At 60.3% G+C, this 3,948-nt stretch carries 2 protein-coding genes and 1 pseudogene; all 3 read left to right on the top strand.

Annotated features, from left to right (window positions below; genetic code table 11):
• The coding region (locus MUW49_RS18205; RefSeq protein ID WP_210538105.1) for a transposase at positions 1-136 on the top strand (136 nt) is incomplete at its 5' end.
• Positions 137-501: 365 nt separating this feature from the next.
• Positions 502-2,187 carry an aspartate:alanine antiporter gene (locus MUW49_RS18200; RefSeq protein WP_029314601.1) on the top strand — a complete coding sequence of 562 codons (1,686 nt, stop codon included), beginning with the start codon at positions 502-504 and terminating at the stop codon, positions 2,185-2,187.
• 177 nt (positions 2,188-2,364) lie between these two features.
• Positions 2,365-3,910: pseudogene (locus MUW49_RS18195) on the top strand (lytic transglycosylase F).
• The last annotated feature ends 38 nt before the right edge of the window (positions 3,911-3,948 follow it).

The following is a 3,948-nucleotide window of genomic DNA, read 5'->3' as shown; positions in this document are numbered from 1 at the left end:
CTACCCGATGCACACGAGTGTGCTGGAAGGGGTGAACAACAAGATCAAAGTGATAAAGCGTATGGCATATGGATTTAGGGACTCAGAATACTTTTTTCTGAAAATCAAGGCGGCCTTCCCCGGAAAGCCGCGATGAACCTTTTTTTTCGCTATGCCGCGTCCTGCGGGTCAGCCCTCGCCGGATGAGTCATGAGTCTCTTTTGTTACCCTTCAATTTCCTCAGTGGAAAATGCTGAAAAACATGCCCGTTTGCTCCCCATGCAGCAGGTAATAAATTGTCCACAGGAGCGTCATCCCCTCTCTGCTCAACAGCATATTTCACTCATTGACAGCGGGCCTTGCAGCGTAAAATAGAGGTGTTTTCCCCAGCCCCCCCCTCGCATCCCTATCTTCATCGAAGAGACCAGCACTTAACTGGCTGTTAATCCGCTTTGGCGCTTCTTTCTTGATACAGGATCCGGCACAATATCGGCCTCACTTTTATCCTCGGTTTTTCCGGGCATGACCATAGATTTCGTGACACTGCTACATCAAAGCGACTCCCTGCTGCTGTTCGTGGTACTAGCCTTCGGGCTGCTGCTGGGCAAGGTACGCATCGGCAACTTCCAGATAGGCAACACCATAGGCGTGCTCTTCACCGCCCTGCTGTTTGGCCAGATGGGATTCCAGTTTTCCACCTCCACTGAAAACGTCGGCTTCATGCTGTTCATCTTCTGTGTGGGAATTGAAGCGGGGCCGCACTTTTTCAGCGTCTTCCTTCGCGACGGCATCCACTACATCACCCTGACCCTGGTGATCCTGCTGTCGGCCCTGCTGCTGACCGTGGGGCTCGCCAAGTTCTTTAATCTGGGGCCCGGCATGGCCGCCGGCATTCTGGCAGGTTCCCTCACCTCCACGCCGGCCCTGGTGGGGGCGCAGGACGCCCTGCGAAGCGGATTGCTCAACCTGCCCCACCAGACCGACATGCAGTCGGTGCTGGACAACATGGGCATCGGCTACGCCCTGACCTACCTGGTGGGGCTGGTGGGGCTGATGCTGGTGGTGCGCTACCTCCCCTCCCTGGCCAGGCTGGATCTCAATACCGAAGCGCAGAAGATTGCGCGCGAGCGGGGGCTGTCCGACAGCGAGAGCCGCAAGACCTATCTGCCCATCATCCGCGCCTATCGGGTCGGCCCAGAGCTCGCCGCCTGGATCGGGGGGCGTACCCTGCGGGAGACCGGCATCTATCCCCACACCGGCTGCTATGTGGAGCGCATTCGCCGCAACGGCATCCTGGCGAGCCCCGACGGTGATGCCGTCATTCAGGAAGGGGACGAGATAGCTCTGGTGGGCTACCCCGAGAGCCACGAGAAGCTCGACGTCAACTACCGCAACGGCAAAGAGGTGTTCGATCGCAACCTGCTTGACCTCCAGATCGTCACCGAAGAGATCGTGGTGAAGAACGATGCCGTGGTGGGTCGCCACCTGGTGGAGCTCAACCTCACCGAGAAGGGGTGCTTCCTGAACCGGGTGGTGCGCTCCCAGATCGAGATGCCGTTCGATCGCAATATCATGCTGCAAAAGGGTGACGTGCTGCAGATCAGCGGCGAGAAGCAGCGGGTCAAGCTGCTGGCCAACAAGATCGGCTTCATCAGCATCCACAGCCAGACCACGGATCTGGTGGCCTTTGCCACCTTCTTCGTGCTGGGGCTGCTCATCGGCTCCGTCTCCCTGGTGTTCGGCCAGATAGAGTTCGGCCTCGGCAATGCCGTCGGCCTGCTGCTGGCGGGGATCCTGATGGGCTACCTGCGGGCCAACCACCCCACGGTGGGCTATGTGCCGCCGGGGGCCCTGCGCCTTGCCAAGGATCTCGGGCTCGCTGTCTTCATGGTGAGTACCGGCCTCAAGGCGGGGGGCGGCATCCTTGATCACCTGAGCGAAGTGGGGATGGTGGTGCTCTTCTCCGGCATGCTGGTGACCACCTTGCCGGTGCTGGTAGGCTACCTGTTCGGTGTCTGGGTGCTCAAAATGAACCCAGCCCTGCTGCTCGGCGCCATCACGGGCGCACGTACCTGCGCCCCGGCCATGGACGTGGTGAACGAAGCGGCCAACAGCTCCATCCCGGCGCTCGGCTATGCCGGCACCTATGCGGTGGCCAACGTCATGCTGACCCTGGCGGGCTCCTTCATCATCGGCTTCTGGTTCTAGCCAAACGGGCCCGCAACACGCAGAAAAAGAGGAGCCTCGGGGCTCCTTTTTTCATGGGCGGGCACTCCTGGATGGAATAGTGGAAATCGTGCTATGGGGCCATCTCTATCAAACCCAATAAGCTAAATCACCCACAAGGCGCCACTTACACTCAATAAAACGAGCGAGGTGTAAGTGATGAAACGCGCATGGATGGTCGTGATCTGGTGGTTCTGCTCCCTGACGCCAGCCTGGGGGGCCGAATCCGGCAAGCAGGTGGCCCCCGAGGCAGAGACGGAGAAAAGCGCCCTGAGCTTTGAGGGGGACGAGCTTGCCAGACCCAGGCTGGGAGATCTCGACGTCATGCTGGAGCAGCGCACCATCCGAGTGCTCACCACCTACAACAAGACGGGGTTCTTCATCACCAAGGGCGTGCAGCGGGGCGTCACCTACGATGCCTTCATGTAGGTGGAAAAGCGTCTCAACGAACAGTTGCGCAAGCAAAAGGCGATCAAGCGCCACCTCAAGGTGCACTTCGTCTTCATTCCCGTGGCCCGGGAAGCGCTGCTGAGCTCCCTCATCGAGGGCAAAGGCGACATCGCCGCCGCCAATCTCACCATCACGGACAAGCGCAAGAAGCAGGGTATCGCCTTCACCGATCCCCTGCTTGAAAACGTGCGGGAGCTGCTCGTCTCCGGCCCCCTCTCCCCCAAGGTGGAAAGCGCCGCCGATCTCGGGGGCCAGCGCGTCTTCGTGCGCCCCTCCTCCAGCTACTACGAGTAGCCTCATGGCCTACAACCAGGCCCGCAAGTCGGCGGGAGAGCCCCTCATCGACCTCCAACCCGCCTCGGAGGTACTCGAAGATGAAGATCTGGTGGAGATGGTGAACGCAGGCCTGCTCCCCTTCATCGTCATGGACGAGCACAAGGCCCGCTTCTGGCAAAAGATTTTCCCCGGAATCACCATTCACGACGCCCCCGTGTTCCGGGAAGGGGGCGTCATCGCCTGGGCGGTGCGCAAGGAGAGCCCCCAGTTGCTCGCCATGCTCAACGAGCAGATCAAGGCGCTGCGCGGCAAGGCGACGGGGGATGAGATCCTGGCCCGTTATCTCAAGCAGAACAAGTTCGTCAAAAGCGCCGCCGCCGAGGCGGAGCGCAAGAAATTCCTGCAGGTGGTCGAGCTGTTCCGTGAATATGGCGAACGCTATGACATGGACTGGCTGCTGATGGCGGCCCAGGGCTACCAGGAGTCCGCCCTCAACCATCATGCCCGTAGCCATGTGGGCGCCATCGGCATCATGCAGATCATGCCCGCCACCGGCAAGGGGCTGAAGGTCGGCGACATCCGCCAGCTCGAGCCCAATATTCACAGGGGCGTCAAATACATGCGCTGGATGATCGATCACTACTATGCGGACGAGCCCATGACCGCCCTCGACAAGGCCCTCTTCTCGTTCGCCTCCTACAATGCCGGCCCCGCCCGGGTAGCCAGGCTCCGTGCCGAGGCCAGGAAACGGGGGCTGGATCCCAACGTCTGGTTCCACAATGTCGAGTACGTGGCGGCAGAGAAAATCGGCCCCGAGACGGTCACCTATGTGGGCAACATCTACAAGTACTACATCGCCTACAAGCTGGTGTTGACATCCTCCCCCACCTTAGCGCTTCGCGTCACAGGAGGGGGATTCCCATTACTGGGTGATAGCTGCTCGCGCAGTACCGGGTTCCTGCTTCATCGGGCGGCCTGATTGCACCGCGCCTCCACAGGCTAAAACGGCGTGTCCCG

This window comes from Aeromonas sp. LsrichE-8G, from assembly GCF_022869435.1.
Taxonomy (GTDB): Bacteria; Pseudomonadota; Gammaproteobacteria; order Enterobacterales; family Aeromonadaceae; genus Aeromonas; species Aeromonas caviae.
This window is presented reverse-complemented; position numbering and strand designations above follow the sequence as displayed.

Bases quoted from the DNA above. Each gene is read 5' to 3' on its own strand.
- MUW49_RS18200 (WP_029314601.1), top strand. From the start codon at position 502: ATGACCATAGATTTCGTGACACTGCTACATCAAAGCGACTCCCTGCTG.